Below are 16,649 nucleotides of genomic sequence, written 5' to 3'. Positions count from 1 at the left end.
CCTCACGCGGGCGTCGGCAGCCGCTCCTCCGCCAGCTGGGAGGCGAACAGCGGCGGCAGGTAGCGGAGCATCAGCGCCGACCACACCACGTGGGTGAGCACGGGCGCCTGGATGCCCCCGGTGATGCCGCGCTGGACGCCGAACAGGAGCCCCATCGGGACGCTGGCCAGCACCAGCGCCGGGTTGCGGGTCGCGGTCGTGGCCAGCCCGTAGACCGCCGTCGAGACGAGCACCGGCCGCCGGGTCCCGGCCGCCGCGTAGAGCGCGCCGCGGAAGAACACCTCCTCCGCCACGCCGTTGGCCAGCGTGGTGGCCGCCACCAGCGGCGCCGAGCCCTGGTCGGCGTAACGGAGCACCGAGCCGATGGCCCGTTCCAGGACCCGGATCCGCCGGGCGACCAGCGCCGCGGCGTAGAAGGCACCGAAGGCACCGATCCCCGCGGCGACCGGCGTCAGCACCGGCCGGCGCAGCCGGTCACCGGGCCCGAACATCCGCCCCAGGTGCAGCGGCCCGGACGCCAGCCCGCCGGCCACCCAGGTACCGGCCACCCCCAGGGTCAGCCAGTAGAACCGCGGTGAACCCGGCGGCGCCGACAGCGAGACCCCGAGCAGGGACGCGCCGGTGATCGCGGTGACGCCGGTGACGCGCCGGCGGCGCCGGAAGGCCTCGTCGCTCTCCCGGTGGTCCCGCGGCACGCGGCGCAGCAGCGGCAGGGCCGCCGACCGGACCCGGTCGCCGACCGCCCGGGCCGCGCGGCGAGGGGTCACCGGCGCGCTCCGCGGCTCAGCCAGCCCCCGCGCCGCTCACCGGCCTGCTGCCGGCGTTCCCGAGCACGCTCGACCAGCGCCGTCATCACCATCTCGTCGTAGTCCATCGGGTCGAAGGGCACGACCGAGCGGATGGCGTCGTCGGTCACGACGACCTCGTTGGTCATGGAGTCGATGAGCGAGCGGCCGGTGGCCGCGTCGACGTCGGTGACCAGGGCCAGCCAGCGCGAGGACAGCTGCGGGCTGAGCAGCGGCACGGGGACGACGAACATGTGCCGGTTCTGGATCTCGGCGACCCGGATCATCATCTGCAGGTAGCTGAGCACCTCGGGGCCGCCCACCTCGAAGACCCGCCCGGCCGCCTGCGGCGCGTCGAGGACACCGACCAGGTACCGGACGACGTCGGCGACCGCGATCGGCTGCGTCCGCGTGCTGACCCACCGGGGGGTGACCATGGCCGGCAGGTGCGCGACCAGCTGGCGGGTCATCTCCCAGGACACCCCGCCGTGGCCGACCACGATCCCCGCGCGCAGCACCGTGACCGGCACACCGGTGCCGCCCAGGAGCCGCTCGACCTCGCGGCGGCTGCGCAGGTGCCGGGACAGCTGGTCGCCGTCCCGGCCCAGGCCACCGAGGTAGACGATCCGCTGGACACCGGCTGCTGCGGCCGCCCCGGCGAAGGTGCGGGCCGCGGCGGCGTCCTTGCGCTCGAAGTCGGGGTCGTCGAGGGAGTGCACGAGGTAGTAGGCGACCTCGCAGCCCTCCATCGCCCGCCGCAGAGACGCCTCGTCGCCGACGTCGCCGGCCACCGGGGTGCCGGCCCCCTGGTAGCGCTCGGGCCGGCGGGTCATGGCCCTGACCTCGTGCCCCGCCTCCTCCAGCGCGGTGGCCAACCGGCTGCCCACGAATCCCGATGCGCCGGTGACCAGGATCCTCACCGGCCCAGCCTCGCCCGGGTGGGCTGCGCGCGCGACCCGGGGTCGCGCGGGCTACGGCGGCGTCGTGCCCCGGTCCTGTTCCTGCGCGACGACCGCCTCGAGGTCGGCGAGCCGGTCCAGGCCCTGCAGCGGGCGGCGCATCCGGTGGTTCCCGGCCAGGCGGTCGCGGGTGCGGTCGAGGAAGGCCCAGTAGCCCGCGGTGAACGGGCACGCGTCGTCCCCGAGCCGCTTCCTGGGGTCGTACCGGCAGCCGCCGCAGTAGTCGCTCATCCGGTCGATGTAGGCGCCGCCGGAGGCGTAGGGCTTGGTGGCCAGGAGCCCGCCGTCGGCGTGCTGGCTCATGCCGACGACGTTGGCGACCATCACCCACTCGTAGCCGTCGACGAAGCTCTCGTGGAACCAGTCGGTCATCGCCGAGGGGTCGATGCCCCGCTGCAGGGCGTAGTTGCCGAGCACCATCAGGCGCGGGATGTGGTGCACCCAGCCGTCCCGCCGCAGGTCGCCCAGCACGTCGGAGAGACAGGCGGCGTCGACCGCGCCGTCGTCGAGGCCGGCCAGCCAGTCCGGCACCTCCTCGCGGGCGGCCAAGAGGTTCCGTCGCCGGTAGTCCCGGCCGAGGTGCCAGTACATGTGCCAGATGTAGTCCCGCCAGCCCATGACCTGCCGGACGAAGCCCTCGACGCTGTTCAGCGGCAGCAGCTCCCCCGCGGCCGCGCGGTCGCGGGCGCTCCCCTCGGTCGCGACGACCACCTCCAGCGGGTCGAGCAGACCCAGGTTGAGCGCCGGGGAGAGCAGGGAGTGGGCGAGCCAGCGGTCGCCCGCCAGCATCGCGTCCTCGTGCGGGCCGAAGGCGCCGAGCCGGTGCTGCAGGAAGTCCTCCAGCCGCAGCACCGCCTCCGCCCGGGTCACCGGGAACAGCCGCGGGCCGTCGTCGCCGACGAAGGTCACGTCGCCGGCCGCCTCCCAGCGGTCGAGGTCGGCCCGGACCTCCTCGTCGATCTCGTCCTCCGCCGGCCACCACGGCTCCGGCACCCCGATCCGGCCGTCGGCCGGTGGGGGTTCGCGGTTGTCGGTGTCGAGGTTCCACCGGCCGCCCACCGGCTCGGCGCCGTTCATCAGCACATCGTGGCGGCGCCGGGAGTCCCGGTAGAAGTCCTCCATGAGCAGCCTCCGCCTGCCCCGGCCCTCGGCCCAGGCCGCGAACTCCGGCTGGGTGGTCACGAAGCCCCGGGCGGCCAGCACCTCCACGCCCGGACGGTGGAGGACCATGTCCCGGCTGCCCCACGAGGTCGGCGCGCACACGCTCAGCGGCTCGCGGACCCGGTCGAGCGCCTCGCCGTAGGTGCCCACCTGGTGGAACTCGGCCTGGTCGCCCAGCTCGGCGGCGCGGTGGCGGAGGGCGGAGAGGACCAGGTGCGCCTTCTGCCGGTGGAACCGGCGGCGCGCGAACACCGCCCTGGACTCGATCAGCAGCACCGGCTGGCCGGGTTCGTCGAGGAAGTGCGGCCCGAGCTGGTCGGCGAAGCACCAGCGCCTCGTACCGGGTGCGCGGTCCGGGAAGTCGCCCAGGGCAGGGTCCGGCCCGGCCCCGCCGTCCGCGCTCGCCGCCACCGGCCACCTCCTGTGCGGACATCGTGCGGTGATCGACGGTCGGGGCGCGATTCGTGGTGCCGCTCGGGACCGGAGCAGCGCCGCCGCGTGTCCGCACCCGGCCGGTGGGTAGCCAGGGTGGGTGCCCCCCTCCCCTCCCGATGCCGCACCCGACACGACCAGCGACCTCGAGGAGGTGCTCACCGAGGTCTCCGACCGGTCGCGGCACCTCGCCGACGAAGGGGAGGTCGAGGACCAGCCGGAAGAGCTGCCCTCGGCCGAGTCCACCCGCTTCGCCCTGGCGCTCGCCGAGCTGGACGGCACCGAGCACGTGACCGGCGACGCCGACGTCGGCTTCGCCATCCAGAGCGTGGTGAAGGTCTTCGGGCTCACCGCGGCCCTGCGGCTGGTGGGCGAGGACCTGTTCGACCGGGTGGGCCGGGAGCCCTCCGGGGATTCGTTCAACTCGCTCATCCAGCTCGAGCACGAGAAGGGCGTGCCGCGGAACCCGTTCATCAACGCCGGCGCCCTCGCCGTCTGCGACGTCCTGCTGGACGCCGCGGACGACCCCTTCGATGCCGTCGCCGGCCTCCTCGGCGACCTCGTCGGCACGGAGCTCACCGTCAACGAGACGGCGCTCGACTCCGAGCGGGAGGGCAGCGCCGCCAACCGGGCCATGGGCTACCTGATGAGCTCGTTCGGCAACCTGCACCACCCGGTCGACGACGTCGTCGAGCTCTACGTCCGCCTCTGCTCCCTGACGGTGACCACGCGGACGCTGGCCCGGGCCGCCCGCTTCCTGGCCAACGAGGGCGTCGACCCGCGGACCGGGACGCCGGTGCTGTCCGAGCCCCTCGCCCGGCGGGTCAACGCGCTGATGCTGACGTGCGGCACCTACGACGCCGCCGGGCAGTTCGCCTACGACCTGGGGTTCCCGTGCAAGAGCGGCGTCGCGGGCGCGGTGATGGGCGACGTCCCGGGGCGGTTCGGCGTCTGTGCCTGGTCGCCGCCGCTGGACGAGAAGGGCAACTCGCGGGCCGGCCGCGCCGCCCTCCACCTGCTGTCGGAGCGCCTGGACCTGTCGCTCCTCTGACGGCCCGCCCGTCCGCCGCCGGTGGGGGTCAGGGGCTGGTGGTGAGGCCCTGCCGCAGCTCCTGCATCGCCTGCGCCAGGGTCACCCGCGGCGTCCAGCCCCACCGGAGCGCGCGGTCGGTCAGCAGCCGTCCGGTCCAGGCCGGCTCGTCGTTCCACTCGGGCGCGACACCCACCGCGTCGGCCACCGTGCCGAGGTAGTCCCGCCACGTCGCCGGCTCCCCCGCGACGATCACCGCGGTCGTGCTCCCGGCCACCGGTCCGCGCTCCGGATCGTCGGCGGTCGCGACGGCGCCCGTGGCGACCTCGGCGATCAACGCCGCCAGGTCGTCCACGTGCACCCACGGCCAGGTCTGCGCCGGGTTGGCCCGGCGGTCGCCGTCGCGGACCGCCTGCGGTCGCAGCGTGTTCCAGACCGAGGTGTCGCCGGCGCCCAGGATCGCCGGCGGGCGCACCAGCACGGTGGTGAGGCCGTCGACCTCCGCGAGCGCGGCGTCGGTGGCGTTCTTCGTGTCCGGGTAGTCACCGCTGCCCTCGGGCAGCAGAGCGCCGTCCTCGGCGATGTCCCCGATCCCGGCCGAGCGGTCGTAGACGCCGGCCGTGGACACGTGCACCAGCCGGGCGACGCCGGCGTCCCGGGCGGCGCGGGCGAGGACCGGCGTGCCCTCGGCGCCGACCCGGTGCTGCTCCTCCCGGGAGGAGCCCATCGGGTGGACCGTGGTCACGACCGCGTCGGCGCCCTCGGACACCGCGCGGGCGACGTCCCCGTCGGCGAAGTCGCCGACGTGCTCGGTGACGCCGTCGAGCACGGGTGCGGTCCCGGCCCGGCGCACGAGTGCGCGCACCTGCACCGACCCTCGGCCAGGGCCCGGCACACCGCGGTGCCCACCAGGCCGTTCGCACCGGTCACCACGACGACGGGAGAGGAGGACACCATGCCCTCCACCCTGCCAGCCACCGGACGCCGGCGCCCTCCGCGGGAGACAATGCGCGCATGGTCCGCAAGTCGCCGCCGTCACGTGCAGTCGCCGCCATGGGCTCCGCAGCCGCGACCGCCCTCTACTACGCCATGCCCGACCTCGTCCCCTCGCGCAGGGCGCGCGGCTGGACGAAGGCGGGGCTCACGGCGGCGTCCCTCGCCGTTGCCCTGCCGGAGCTGCGTTCGGCGTGGGCCACCGCCCGCGAGGGCCTGGCGGTCGAGGGCACGCCGCCCCCCTCCGAGGTCTTCCGGTCGTTGCCCACCCGGAGCAAGGCGGTCGGCCTCGGCCTGGCGACCGCGGCGTCCGCCGGGTTCGTCGGGTTCGTCGTGGCCGCCGAGCGGCGCGCCTTCCGCCACGGGCAGGCACGGGCGGCGTCGGGCAAGCGGCTGCCGCACACCGGCCCGGCGCTCGTCTACGGCGCCCTGGCCGGCGCGCTGTGGTACCTCCCGGACCCGCCCGAGCCGAACTGATCGGGCCGAACGGATCGGGGCGGACGGAGCATCGGCGGTCACTCCACCGATCGCTCAGCCGGCTGCGGTGACGGGCTGGCGCAGGACGGTCCGCAACCTGGCGGGCTCGGTCTTCCGGGCATCGGAGAGGTAGATCTCGTGGTGGCGGCCCGTCGGCCGGAGCCCGGAGGCCGGGAGGTACTCCTCGTGCAGGCGCTCGAGCGTGGGACCTTCGTCGTCGTAGGACCCGACGTGCAGGATCTGCACGCTGCGCCCCTCCGCGTACCGCTCGAAGCGGAGCAGGCCGAGGGCCGGCGCCTGCTTCTGCCGCGTGAGGGCCAGTGCCTCCTCGACGATCGCGGCGGAGATCCAGTCCGGCTGGGCGATCATCATCGTCCAGTCCCACGCGCTCTTGTCGCGGGTGCGGAACACCGCCAGGTCCTCCGCCGTCCACAGCCCTTCCAGCGGCGCGACCGTGTGCACCCGCCGCAGCGTCCGCTTCGCCACCGCGCGGACGGCGTTGGACGTGACGTAGAGCGTCTCGACCGCCTCCCGGTAGGCGCTCGACACGTTCGGGTCGCCGGATCCGTCGACCATCAGGAAGGCCATCTCGGGGACGTCCACGAGGTGGAAGCGGCCGGGCTTCGGCGCGTACAGGTCCCTGCGTTCCTTCTTGACGTCGTAGGTGTCCACGCGTCGTCCTCCCGGTGTGCGCGCGTTCAGGTCCGGCTCGGGGTCGCTTCCTGCTGCCGCGTGGTGTCGATCCAGTCGTCGACGGTCGCCCACCACCGGTAGAGCCAGTCGGTCAGCTCCGCGTCCTCGCGCGGCACCTCGGCGGCCGGGACGAACCACCAGCGCAGGTGCAGCGTCTTGTCCATCGGCAGGGCCCGCCAGACGTCGCGGACCGTGCTCAGGTGCTCGAGGCCGGTGTGGGCGACGAGCACGACGTCGGCGTGCGGCGCCGCCCGCAGCGCCGCTGCGACGCCGGCCGGCCGCGGAGGCAGCAGGTGCCGGAGCTCCTCTGCCCGGCGCACCGCCGAGGCCAGCGAGCGGGCGCGCAGCCGCTGGATGGCCCGGAACCGGCGCTGCGGGGTGAAGTTGGCGCCCTCGGGGAAGATCAGCAGCGCGTCCTCCTCCCCCAGGTCGCGGGCGAGGTCGGCGATCGCCTCGGGCGAGCTGCGGCTCCCGGAGCGTTCGGCCCGGACGAAGTGGTTGGGCAGCCGGTTGAGGTAGACGTCGAGCAGCGGGTCCCACTGCAGGGCGTCCTTGAGCACGATCCGCGGCCGGCGGAGGTGGTCGCGGTTCATCAGGGTGTGCACGAGCAGGAAAGAGTCCCCCGGGCCGGCGTGGCGGGAGAGCACCACCATGGCGTTCGTCGAGCCCGGCACCCCGTCGTCGAGCGGCGACCAGGACGTCCCGTCGGTGACCAGCCGCAGCGCGAACAGCCGCTGCGCGGCCCGCATCAGGACGTCCAGGCCCAGCCGCAGCACGGTGTAGTGCGCCGCCCGGGCCCGTGGGGTGTCCAGCCGGCGACCGAGCCCGCACCCCACCCACAGCACCGCCGCCGCGAGCAGACCGGCGACCTCCAGGGCGAGGTACACCAGCGCGAAGCACAGCAGCCGGAGCGCGCGCCAGCGTCCCGGCAGGAACGCCGAGGCGATCGCGGCCACCACGACCAGCAGCGGCAGCGAGACCACCGCGGCCACGAGCACGGCCAGCAGGAGCGGCCCGCTCAGCCGGCGCACGCCGCGTGGCGGGAGCACCTCAGCCCTCGCCGTCCGCGCGGGTGGCCGCGCGGGCCAGGTAGCCGTCGGCCGCGGCGTGCGCCCGGTCGATGCGGCCGGCGACGCCGGAGAAGTTCCGGTACCGCAGGTTGGCCGTGCCGGGCGGGTCCGCGTCGCCGGAGGGCAGGACGTGGACGGTGACGCCGGGCGGGAGCGCCGCCAGGTCGGCGGCGTACCGGTGGCGGCGGGCGATCTCGAAGGCGACCGTGGCGACCTCCCACGGGCGGGTCGGCGGCTGCAGCGGGCGGTCGATCCGGCCGACGTGCAGGACGTAGACGGTGTCGGCGCCGAGGGCCACCGCCCGGCCGACCGGGATGCTGTGCACCAGACCGCCGTCCAGGTAGTGCTCGCCGTCCAGCTCCACCGGCGGCAGCAGGCCGGGGACGGCGGAGGAGGCGAGCACCGCGTCGACCAGCGGGCCCTCGGAGAACCAGTGCTCGGCAGCCCGCTCGATGCTCGCCGCCACGCACTGGAACGGCACCCGCAGCTCGGCGAAGGTCCGCACCGGCAGGTGGGTCTCCAGCAGGTTCCGCAGCGGCTCGGGCGGGTGCACGTGCGTGCGGGTGCGTGCCAGGGTGCTCATCCGGCCGAGCACGGACCCCGCGAAGATCTGCTGCGAGGCCAGCTGCTCCCAGACGGCGCGCAGCCGGTCCACGGCACCCGGTCCGGGGTCGGCCGCGACCAGGGCGCCGTTGATGGCCCCGACGGACGAGCCCACGATCAGGTCCGGGTGGATGCCGTGCTCGAACAACGCCTGCAGCATCCCGACCTCGACCGCGCCGAGGACTCCCCCGCCACCGAGCACGAACGCCGTGCGCCCGGTCGGGGCGTCGGGCGCGGTCATGGCGGCATCGTGCCATCCACGCCGGGACGGTCGCCGCCGCACCGCTCCGGTCGCCGGCGGCACCCGCGTGGGAGAGCCTGGTGGCGTCCAGCTCCCCGGCGCGCGCCGCCGGACCAGCGAGGAGGTTCCGTGCCCCGGGTCCATCTGCTCGCCACGGGCGGCACCATCGCCAGCCGGGAGGGGCCCGACGGGCTCGCGGCCCGCACCCCCGCCGCCGAGCTCCTCGCGGCGACCCGGCCGCCCGCCGGGCTGACCGTGACGACCAGCGACCTCGGGACGGTCGGCAGCTTCGCCCTCACGACCGGCGACCTGCGAGGCCTGGTGGCCGAGGCCCGCCGACGGCTGGACGAGGGGGCCGACGGCGTCGTCGTCACCCAGGGGACCGACACCATGGAGGAGTCGGTGTACCTCGCCGACCTGGTGCACGACGACCCGCGGCCGATCGTCTTCACCGGGGCGCAGCGCCCCTTCGACGACCCGGCCCCCGACGGGCCGGCCAACCTCGCGGCGGCGCTGCGCGTCGCCTCCTCCCCCGCCGCCCGGGACCTCGGTGCGCTGCTCTGCTTCGACGGGCTGGCCTTCGCCGCCCGCGGTGTGCGCAAGGTGGACACGCTGCGCAGCGGCGCCTTCGGCGCTCCCGGGCGCGGCCCCGTGCTCCGGGTCGCCGGCGACTCGGTGCTCCCGCTGGGCAGGCCGGTGCGCTCCTCGCCCCTCCCGCTGGACCTGCGGACGGAGCTGCCGCGGGTCGACGTCGTCGCCTGCTACCTGGGCACGGACGCGTCGCTGCTGCGGGCGGCGGTGGCCGCCGGTGCCGCCGGGATCGTGCTGCAGGCCTTCGGCGCCGGGAACGTCCCACCGCCGATCGCCGAGGCGGCCGAGGAGCTCGTCGCCGGCGGGATCCCCGTCCTGGTGTGCTCCCGGGTCACCTCGGGGCCGGTGCTGCCGCTCTACGCCGCCGGCGGTGCCCGCCTGGCCCGCGGCGGCGCCGTGTTCGCCGGTGACCTGAGCCCGTGGCAGGGCCGGCTGCTGCTGGCCGCGGCGCTCGCCGTGGCCCCGGACGACCCGCAGGCGCTCCTGGCCCGGTACCTCGCCGACTGAGACCGGCGCCGGCGGCCGTGCGGTGACGGCGCCGCACCGCCACACCGATGGAGAGACCGATCAGCGCCTCGAGGCCCCGACCCCGTCCCGCGCGCCGGGCGCCGACCCCCGAGGGGACGACGGCGGAGGGCTGACCGGCGCCGTCGTGGTCGTCGCGCTGGTCTCGGCGATCTCCGGCCTGCTCTACGGCTACGACACGGGCATCATCTCCGGGGCGCTGCTGCAGATCACCGACGAGTTCGGCATCGGCAGCGGCTGGGAACAGGTGATCGCTGCCTCGATCCTGGCGGGCGCGGTGATCGGCGCCCTGGTGTGCAGCCGGCTCAGCGAGCGGCGCGGACGGCGCATGACGCTGCTCGTCGTCGCCACGATCTTCGTGATCGGCTCGCTCGCGGCCTCCCTGGCGCCCGACCCGCTCACCCTGTCCCTGGCCCGCGTCGTGCTCGGTTTCGCCGTCGGGGGCGCCACGCAGACCGCCCCCGTCTACGTCGCGGAGCTGGCCCCGACGAGGTACCGCGGCCGCCTGGTGCTGTTCTTCCAGATCGCCATCGGCGTCGGCATCCTCATCGCCACCATCGTCGGTGCCACCGAGCGCGTCGACTGGCGGGTGGCGATCGGCGCGGCGGTGGTGCCCAGCGCGCTGATGCTCGGGCTGATGCTGCGCCTGCCCGACAGCCCGCGCTGGCTGGTCAAGGCCGGCCGGGACGAGGATGCACGGGAGGCACTCGAGCGGGTGCGCCCCGCGGGGACCGACGTCTCCCCCGAACTGAGCGAGATCGACGAACTCGTCGAGGCCGAGCGGACGGCGAGGACCAGCGGCTGGCGCGGCCTGCGGGAGCCGTGGGTGCGGCCGGCGCTCGTCGTCGGGTGCGGTCTGGCGATCTTCACCCAGCTGTCCGGCATCGAGATGATCGTCTACTACTCGCCGACCATCCTCACCGACAACGGCTTCTCCGACAGCGCGGCCCTGCGGGTCTCGGTCGCCCTCGGGGCGACGTACCTGATCACCCAGCTGATCGGCCTGGCGATCATCGACCGGGTCGGCAGGCGACGCCTGACGCTGATCACGCTTCCCGGCGCGGCGCTCGCCCTGATCGTGCTGGGCACCTTCTTCGTCACCGGCAACGACGGCGATGCGCAGGTCCCCTACATCATCGCCACGCTGATCGCCTTCATGGCCTTCACCGCCGGCGGCATCCAGCTCATGGGCTGGCTGACCGGCTCGGAGATCTACCCGCTGGCCACCCGGGAGGCCGGCGCGGCCGCCCAGTCGGCGTCGCTGTGGGGCACCAACCTGCTCATCACCCTGACGCTGCTCACGATCATCGACACGATCGGCACCGGCCAGACCTTCTGGCTGTACGCCGCGTTCAACATCGCCGGGTTCGTCTTCCTCTACCGCCGCATGCCGGAGCTGACCGGCCGCAGCCTGGAGCAGATCGAGAACAAGCTCTCGAAGGGGCAGTTCCGGCCCGCCGACTTCGCCGACCACCGCTAGCGCGGTCCCGGCGGCGACCTGGCGCGGCTACGGCGTCGCCGTCGCGGCGCAGCAGCCGCCGGCGCAGCCGCTCGCGCACCCACCGTCGCCGTCGCCGTGGCCGTCGTCCGCGCGGCCGGGGGCGCAGCAGCCCTCTCCGCGCCAGGCCTCCAGGCCCTCGCGGACGGCGACGGCGGCGATGACCAGGCCGGCGACGGGGTCCGCCCAGCTCCAGCCGAGGGTCGCGTTCAGCAGCAGGCCGAGCAGCAGGACGGCGCTGAGGTAGGTGCACAGCAGGGTCTGGGTGGAGTCGGCGACCACCGTGCTCGACCCGAGCGCCCGCCCGGTCCGGCGCTGCGCCCAGGAGAGGAACGGCATGACCGCCAGCGAGGCGAGGGCCAGCCCGATACCGACCGGGGATGCGTCCGGCTCGCTGCCGACGACGAGGGCGCGCAGGGACTCGAACCCGACGTAGCCGGCCAGGGCGAAGAACGACACCGCCATCAGCCGCAGGGCCAGCCGCTCCCGGGACTCCGGCAGCCGGTGGCGGAACTGCCACAGCACGATGAGCCCGCTGGAGACCTCGACGACCGAGTCGAGCCCGAAGCCGATGAGGGCCACCGAGCCGGCGACGATGCCCGCCGCGACGGCGACGACCGCCTCGACGACGTTGTAGGCGACGCTGGCGCCGGCGAGCAGCTGCGCGCGCCGGCCGAGCCGGCCGCGCTCGGCGGGGGTCAGCGTGGGGTGCGCGTGCGCCCGGGTGGCGGTCACCGGCCCGCTCCTTCGCCGTAGGCCGGGCAGAGGGTGACCGCGTCGCCGGTGACAGCCAGCAGCCGCTCGGCAGCGGCCAGCACGCCGAGCAGCTCGGCGTCGGCGGTCAGCGACCACAGCGATGCCCGGCCCTGCGGCCGGGACGTCGCCAGACCGCAGTCGCGCAGGCAGGCCAGGTGCGCCGACACGGTGGACTGGGCCAGGCCGAGGTGCTCGGTCAGCTCGACGACCTTGTGCTCACCGCCGACCGCGAGGTGACGCACGAGGGCCAGCCGGCTCGGATCACCGAGGCTGCGGAACATGCACGCCGCTGCCGTCAGGGCAGCGGCCTCGTCCCCCGCGGTGGTCTGCGCGACCTCGGGCACACCGGCCATCGTCATGCGGCGATGATAGCGCCATCGCCCGGCGCATCCCGATGGTCCCGAGCGTGATGCTTTTCCGCGGATACTCACCCGTGCTTTTCCGCGGAAACTCACCCGTGCTTTTCCGCGGAAAAGCACGGGTGGTGCTGCCCGGTCGGGTGCGGCCGGCCGCGGCTGCCGCTACGCCGACAGCGCGTCGGTCAGCAGCGCCACCAGCGCCTCGAGCTGGACGTCGGCCGAGGACGAGACCTCCTCGTCGGACCCGTCGAGCGCCCGGGCGGCGAGCCCGGCCTTGCTGTCGATCAGCTCGGCGATGCGGGAGTCGAGGGTCTGGGCGGCGATGATCCGCCACGCCGTCACCGGCTCGGTCTGGCCGATCCGGTGGCTGCGGTCGATGGCCTGCGTCTGCTCCGCGTCGGTCCAGGACAGCTCGGCCAGCACGATGTTGGACGCCACCTGGAGGTTGAGCCCCACGCCGGCCGCGGTCAGCGAGCAGACCGCGACGGCGACGTCGGGGTCGTTGACGAAGGCGTCGATCTGCTTCTGCCGCGCCGACGGCGTCTGGTCCCCGCGGATCGAGGAGAAGCCGATCCCCTGCCGGGTGAAGGACTCCTCGGCGGCGTCCATGACGTCGACGTGCTTGGCGAAGAAGACGACCTTGCCCGCGCTCCGGGCGAGCTGGGCGGCGTAGTCGGCGGCCGGGCCGGCCTTGGCCTGGCCGATCCGCCGCATCATGCTGAACACGTTCTCGCCGGTGGCCGACGCGGTCGCGTCCTTGAGCTCCCACCGCGCCACCTTGCGCACCAGCTCGCGGTCGATCTCCTCCACCACGTCGGCGGAGCCGCGGGCGGCCAGCGCGCTCTCGTACCGCTTGACCAGCCGGCGGGCCAGCTCCTGCTCGGCCGCCCGGATGGAGCGGCCGGCCTTGTCGTCGAGCTCCACGGGCAGGTCGGCGATCCGGCGGGCGGGGATGTCGGCGGCGACGTCGACCTTGCGCCGGCGGACGATGCCCTGCTCGACGACGCACCGCCGGGCGGCCGGGTAGAAGCCCGGGTCGGCCGGCGTCAGGCCGGTCTCCTCCAGGGCGTTCATCAGGTCGCCGAGCGGCTTGCCCTCGTCGATCCAGCCGAGGAACTGCCAGATCGCCAGGAAGTCGTCGATGTCGTTGATCAGCGGGGTCCCGGTGAGGGCCATGAGCAGCGGGCGCGGGAAGCGGGCCCGGATGCGGTCGGCCAGCTCCAGCACGTGCTGGGACCGCTGCGAGGTTTTGTTCTTGATGAAGTGGGCCTCGTCGACGACCATCCCGCGGAAGCCGAAGTCACCGAACCAGCCCACGTGCCGGTCGAGCACCTCGTAGTTGACGATGACGATGTCGGCGAAGCCGTCGACGGTCTCCCCGTTGCCGTGCACGACGGTGGCCGTGCGGTGCGGCGTCCAGATGCCCGCCTCGCGCGCCCAGTTGGTCTTGACCACGCTCGGCACCACCACGAGCAGCGGATAGGCGTTGGCCGCCTCCGCGGCCAGCAGCGCCTGCGCCGTCTTGCCCAGGCCCGGCTCGTCGGCCAGCAGGTACGTCCGGTGCCCGGCCGCGGCGGCGGCCACGACCTGCGCCTGGTGCGGCATCAGCTCCCGGCCGCCGGCCGCGCGCAGCGACGACGGCGCCGGGAGCGGCATGCACGCCGCGTCCCCGCCGCCGGCCCGCTCGAAGGAGTTCAGCAGCGGGTCGAGCAGCTCCCAGCCGGCCAGCCGCCGCGGCCGGGCCGGCGGCGGGGGCGCGTTGGAGAAGTCCGGGGCGAGGAAGGGGTTGGCCAGCTGCCGGGAGATGACCGACTGCGGCACGACCCGGCGCTCGGGAGCGGCGGCGGCCGCCTGCGGCTCGGCCGGCGGCTCCTCCTCCGGCTCCGGCTCGATCCCGAGGCCTTCCAGGATCTCGCGCTTCAGCGTGCGGGCGGCCGCGGAGACGACGGCGTCCTCGCCGAGGAGCGCCAGCATCCCGGCGTCGCGCACCGCCGTCCGCGCCAGGATCTGGGCGATCCCGTCGAGACGCTTGAGCTGCTCGGCGCGGTGCGTGGCGCTGCCGGACTCCTCCGCCCGCACCCGCTCCCGCTCGTCCCGCAGCAGCAGCGCCACGACCTGGAACTTGGTGCGCACCGACGGGGTCACCCGGCCGCGCTCGGCGGCGGCCTCGACCTCGCGGACGGTGCGCGCGAGCACGGACATGACGTCCTCGGGGCCGCGTCGCCGGTCCCGCGGAGCGGTGCGGCGAGCGCTCGGCCGGCGCTGCCCTGGTCGAGCCACGACTCCTCCTCTGGTCTGCCCGGCACGGGAGCCGCGGCAGAGTGCTGCGCACCGCTCCCCGGTCGCCGGTGGCGGACGCCACGTGACGGCGGCCGCGCCGACCGCCATCGGCGGCCCCGCGGCGCAGGGCCCGGTGCCGGATGTCCGTCCCGGTGCGGACCGGGATCGCCGGCGCGGACCGAGGCGACGAGTGCACATGGACGTCGTCGCCAGACAGGCGCCGTCAGCCCCGTGAACGGTGCGCCACCGATGCTAGCGCGTGCCGCTCCGCCGCGAGCGCGCCCGGCCCGATCCCGGCGGTACGGGTCGCGCTCAGGCCCCGTCGCGGGCGGTGGCGAGATGGTGCGCCACCGCGGCGCCGAGGGAGGTGACGTCCACCGCGACCGTGACGATCGTGGCGCCCTCCGCGGCGAAGCCCGCCGCCGCGGCGCCGTCGTAGGCGTGGACGCCGACCGGCACGCCGGCCGCCCGTGCGCGGCCGATCACCGAGGACAGCACCGCTCGCAGCTCCGCCCGGGAGTCCTCCCCGGTCAGCCCGAGGGAGAGCGACAGGTCGCCCGGTCCGACGTAGATCCCGTCCAGCCCGTCCACGGCCAGCACGGCGTCCAGGTCCTCGAGCGCGCCGGCCGTCTCGACCATCGCGATCACCAGCGGCTGCTCGGCGCCGCCGGAGAGCCGCCCGATCGACCGCCCGCCGGCCGGCGCGTAGCGGCACGCCGCGACCACCTCCCGCGCGTGCTCGGCGTCCCGCACGTTCGGCACGATCACGCCGCGCGCGCCGAGGTCCAGTGGGCGCCCGACGTCGGGGAACAGCGGGCTGCGGGTGCGGACCAGCGGCACCGCGCCGGCTCCGGTGATCGCCGCGGCGACCCCCGGCAGGTCGGCCTCGACCAGGGCTCCGTGCTGCAGGTCGACGACGACGAAGTCGGCGCCGGCCCGGGCCAGCACCTCCCCGCTCACCGCCCCGGGCAGCATGTTCCACACCCCATGGCAGGCCCGCCCCGCGGACCACCGCGCCCGCAGGTCGGTCTCGTCCAGCGCCATGCCCGGTCCTCCCGTCGTCCGCCCGCGGTGCGGACCTCAGCCCGCGAGCTCGGCCATCATCCGCAGCGTCTCCGGCGGTCCGCCGATCAGCATCGTGGACACCAGGGACTCCTGCCACGCCGCCAGGTCGTCGGCGATCTTGTCCCGCGGCCCGACGAGCGCCACCTTCTCGACCATCGCCAGCGGGACGGCGGCGACGGCCTCGTCCTTGCGACCGCCCAGGTAGGCGTCCTGGATCCGCGCGCACTCGGCCTCGAAGCCCATCCGGGCGAACACCTCGTAGTGGAAGTTGGCCCCGCGGGCGCCCATGCCCCCGATGTAGAGCGCCAGCATCGGGCGGACCCGGTCGGCGGCGGCGTCGACGTCGTCGGCCACCTCCACCGGCACCATGCAGGTGACCTCGAACGTCTCGGCGGTGCGTCGGGCGCCGGGCCGGGCGAAGCCCTCCGCCAGCGCGGCCCGGTAGTGCCCGTCGTCGTGCGGTGAGTAGAAGAGCGGGATCCAGCCGTCGGCGATCTCCGCGGCCAGCGCCACGTTCTTCGGCCCCTCGGCGGCGAGCAGCACCGGGAGGTCGGTGCGCAGGGGGTGCACCGTCGAGCGCAGCGACTTGCCCAGCCCGGTGCCGCCGTCGAACGGGATCCGGTAGTGCTCCCCGTCGAGGGACACCGCCTGGCGGGCGAAGACCTGGCGCAGGACGTCGACGTACTCCCGCGTCCGCGCCAGCGGCCCCGGGTAGGGCCGGCCGTACCAGCCCTCGACCACCTGGGGCCCGGAGACGCCCAGGCCCAGGACGAAGCGCCCGCCGGAGAGGTGATCCATGGTCAGCGCGGCCATCGCGGTCGCCGTGGGGGTGCGCGCCGACATCTGCACCACTGAGGTGCCCAGCCGCAGCCGCGTCGTCCGGCTGCCCAGCCAGGCCAGCGGGGTGAGGGCGTCGGAGCCGTAGGCCTCCGCCGTCCACACCGAGTCCAGGCCCAGCTCCTCGGCCAGCGCCACGAGCGCGGCATGGCCCGGTGGCGGGCCGGCGCCCCAGTAGCCCAGCGACACCCCGAGTCTCATGGCGCTCCTCTCGTCCCGGCCGGGAAGTGGCGCGACCGTACCGAGCTGATCGTTGTGCAGGTCACACCGGCCTGATAGACCTGACGCCATCGT

Annotated in this window: 16 protein-coding genes; 4 read left to right on the top strand and 12 right to left on the bottom strand. The window is 75.1% G+C overall.

Annotated elements, in window-relative coordinates:
* Positions 1 to 2: 2 nt before the first annotated feature.
* From GCU60_RS14005 to GCU60_RS13995, 3 genes are read right to left on the bottom strand one after another with little or no spacing between them, the layout of a single operon-like run.
* Positions 3 to 767, bottom strand: a complete 765-nt coding sequence (locus GCU60_RS14005) for a CPBP family intramembrane glutamic endopeptidase (RefSeq protein ID WP_345770596.1) — start codon at positions 765 to 767, stop codon at positions 3 to 5.
* Positions 764 to 1,705: an NAD(P)H-binding protein gene (locus GCU60_RS14000; RefSeq protein WP_163206242.1), complete on the bottom strand. Its 942-nt coding sequence runs from the start codon at positions 1,703 to 1,705 to the stop codon at positions 764 to 766. Before GCU60_RS14000 ends, GCU60_RS14005 begins: the two co-directional genes overlap by 4 nt.
* A gap of 51 nt (positions 1,706 to 1,756) precedes the next feature.
* Positions 1,757 to 3,316 (bottom strand): cryptochrome/photolyase family protein, encoded by a 1,560-nt coding sequence (locus GCU60_RS13995; RefSeq protein ID WP_163206240.1) that lies wholly within the window; start codon positions 3,314 to 3,316, stop codon positions 1,757 to 1,759.
* Positions 3,317 to 3,437: 121 nt separating this feature from the next.
* Here GCU60_RS13995 and glsA point away from each other — a divergent pair, with 121 nt between their 5' ends.
* On the top strand, positions 3,438 to 4,388 hold the full coding sequence (gene glsA / locus GCU60_RS13990) for a glutaminase A (protein WP_163206238.1): 951 nt from the start codon (positions 3,438 to 3,440) through the stop codon (positions 4,386 to 4,388).
* Positions 4,389 to 4,416: 28 nt separating this feature from the next.
* Here the strand turns inward: glsA and GCU60_RS13985 are convergent, their stop codons facing one another.
* The gene (locus GCU60_RS13985) at positions 4,417 to 5,232 is read right to left on the bottom strand and encodes an NAD-dependent epimerase/dehydratase family protein (RefSeq protein WP_345770595.1); all 816 of its coding nucleotides are present in this window, start codon (positions 5,230 to 5,232) and stop codon (positions 4,417 to 4,419) included.
* A gap of 149 nt (positions 5,233 to 5,381) precedes the next feature.
* On the opposite strand from GCU60_RS13985, the gene GCU60_RS13980 reads away from it, so the two are divergent.
* Positions 5,382 to 5,837, top strand: coding sequence for a peptidase S9 (locus tag GCU60_RS13980; RefSeq protein WP_163206236.1), 456 nt, complete (start codon positions 5,382 to 5,384; stop codon positions 5,835 to 5,837).
* Positions 5,838 to 5,891: 54 nt separating this feature from the next.
* Here the strand turns inward: GCU60_RS13980 and GCU60_RS13975 are convergent, their stop codons facing one another.
* From GCU60_RS13975 to GCU60_RS13965, 3 genes are read right to left on the bottom strand one after another with little or no spacing between them, the layout of a single operon-like run.
* A complete protein-coding gene (locus GCU60_RS13975) occupies positions 5,892 to 6,509 on the bottom strand; it encodes a GyrI-like domain-containing protein (protein ID WP_163206234.1) in 618 nt (205 codons plus the stop codon).
* Positions 6,510 to 6,535: 26 nt separating this feature from the next.
* Positions 6,536 to 7,579 carry a 1-acyl-sn-glycerol-3-phosphate acyltransferase gene (locus GCU60_RS13970; protein ID WP_163206232.1) on the bottom strand — a complete coding sequence of 348 codons (1,044 nt, stop codon included), beginning with the start codon at positions 7,577 to 7,579 and terminating at the stop codon, positions 6,536 to 6,538.
* Position 7,580: 1 nt separating this feature from the next.
* A complete protein-coding gene (locus GCU60_RS13965; RefSeq protein WP_163206230.1) occupies positions 7,581 to 8,444 on the bottom strand; it encodes a patatin-like phospholipase family protein in 864 nt (287 codons plus the stop codon).
* Positions 8,445 to 8,573: 129 nt separating this feature from the next.
* Between GCU60_RS13965 and GCU60_RS13960 the strand changes: the two genes are divergently transcribed.
* Positions 8,574 to 9,542 carry an asparaginase domain-containing protein gene (locus GCU60_RS13960; protein WP_163206228.1) on the top strand — a complete coding sequence of 323 codons (969 nt, stop codon included), beginning with the start codon at positions 8,574 to 8,576 and terminating at the stop codon, positions 9,540 to 9,542.
* Positions 9,543 to 9,564: 22 nt separating this feature from the next.
* Entirely contained in the window at positions 9,565 to 11,040 is a 1,476-nt protein-coding gene (locus tag GCU60_RS13955) for a sugar porter family MFS transporter (protein ID WP_163206226.1), read from the top strand.
* Between the two features lie 27 nt (positions 11,041 to 11,067).
* Here the strand turns inward: GCU60_RS13955 and GCU60_RS13950 are convergent, their stop codons facing one another.
* The 5 genes from GCU60_RS13950 to GCU60_RS13930 all read right to left on the bottom strand — a co-directional run bounded on the left by GCU60_RS13950 (position 11,068) and on the right by GCU60_RS13930 (position 16,556).
* Positions 11,068 to 11,793 carry a cation transporter gene (locus GCU60_RS13950; RefSeq protein WP_345770594.1) on the bottom strand — a complete coding sequence of 242 codons (726 nt, stop codon included), beginning with the start codon at positions 11,791 to 11,793 and terminating at the stop codon, positions 11,068 to 11,070.
* On the bottom strand, positions 11,790 to 12,173 hold the full coding sequence (locus GCU60_RS13945) for an ArsR/SmtB family transcription factor (protein WP_163206224.1): 384 nt from the start codon (positions 12,171 to 12,173) through the stop codon (positions 11,790 to 11,792). Before GCU60_RS13945 ends, GCU60_RS13950 begins: the two co-directional genes overlap by 4 nt.
* Before the next feature lie 162 nt (positions 12,174 to 12,335).
* Positions 12,336 to 14,375, bottom strand: a complete 2,040-nt coding sequence (locus GCU60_RS13940; RefSeq protein WP_239521192.1) for a DEAD/DEAH box helicase — start codon at positions 14,373 to 14,375, stop codon at positions 12,336 to 12,338.
* Between the two features lie 390 nt (positions 14,376 to 14,765).
* Positions 14,766 to 15,497 carry an HpcH/HpaI aldolase family protein gene (locus GCU60_RS13935; RefSeq protein WP_163206219.1) on the bottom strand — a complete coding sequence of 244 codons (732 nt, stop codon included), beginning with the start codon at positions 15,495 to 15,497 and terminating at the stop codon, positions 14,766 to 14,768.
* A 36-nt stretch (positions 15,498 to 15,533) separates the two neighbouring features.
* Positions 15,534 to 16,556 carry an LLM class F420-dependent oxidoreductase gene (locus GCU60_RS13930; RefSeq protein ID WP_163206217.1) on the bottom strand — a complete coding sequence of 341 codons (1,023 nt, stop codon included), beginning with the start codon at positions 16,554 to 16,556 and terminating at the stop codon, positions 15,534 to 15,536.
* Positions 16,557 to 16,649 lie beyond the last annotated feature (93 nt).

Origin of the sequence: Blastococcus saxobsidens (assembly GCF_010682065.1) — a bacterium.
GTDB classification, from domain to species: domain Bacteria; phylum Actinomycetota; class Actinomycetes; order Mycobacteriales; family Geodermatophilaceae; genus Blastococcus; species Blastococcus saxobsidens_B.
The sequence above is the reverse complement of the archived record's forward strand: the minus strand, read 5'-3'. Positions and strand labels throughout refer to the sequence as shown.